Origin of the sequence: Pantoea sp. SIMBA_079 (assembly GCF_046940275.1) — a bacterium.
GTDB lineage: Bacteria > Pseudomonadota > Gammaproteobacteria > Enterobacterales > Enterobacteriaceae > Pantoea > Pantoea borealis.
Window position 1 is genome coordinate 1 of sequence record NZ_JAWRYR010000755.1, and the last position, 245, is coordinate 245.

General features: G+C 70.6%; 1 protein-coding gene. It reads left to right on the top strand.

The genetic code is table 11. From position 1 onward, the window contains the following. A partial coding sequence (locus tag SB719_RS21970; RefSeq protein WP_412160007.1) for a glycoside hydrolase family 6 protein occupies positions 1 to 245 on the top strand: 245 nt, incomplete at both ends.

Sequence of the window (245 nt, forward strand, 5' to 3'; positions counted from 1 at the left end):
GGGGGACACCGCCTCGGCGCTCATCGCCGCGCGGATCGCCGAGGTCCCGACCGCGGTCTGGCTGGGCGAGTGGTTCCAGGGCGACTGGCTGGTCACCGAACTGCGGAACGACGTCGCCGACGCCCGCAGTCAGCAAGCCACTCCCGTATTCGTGGCCTACGCCATCCCGAACCGCGACTGCGGCGGCTACTCCAAGGGCGGGCTCGCCCCCGACCAGTACCTGCCATGGATCAGCACCATCGCCT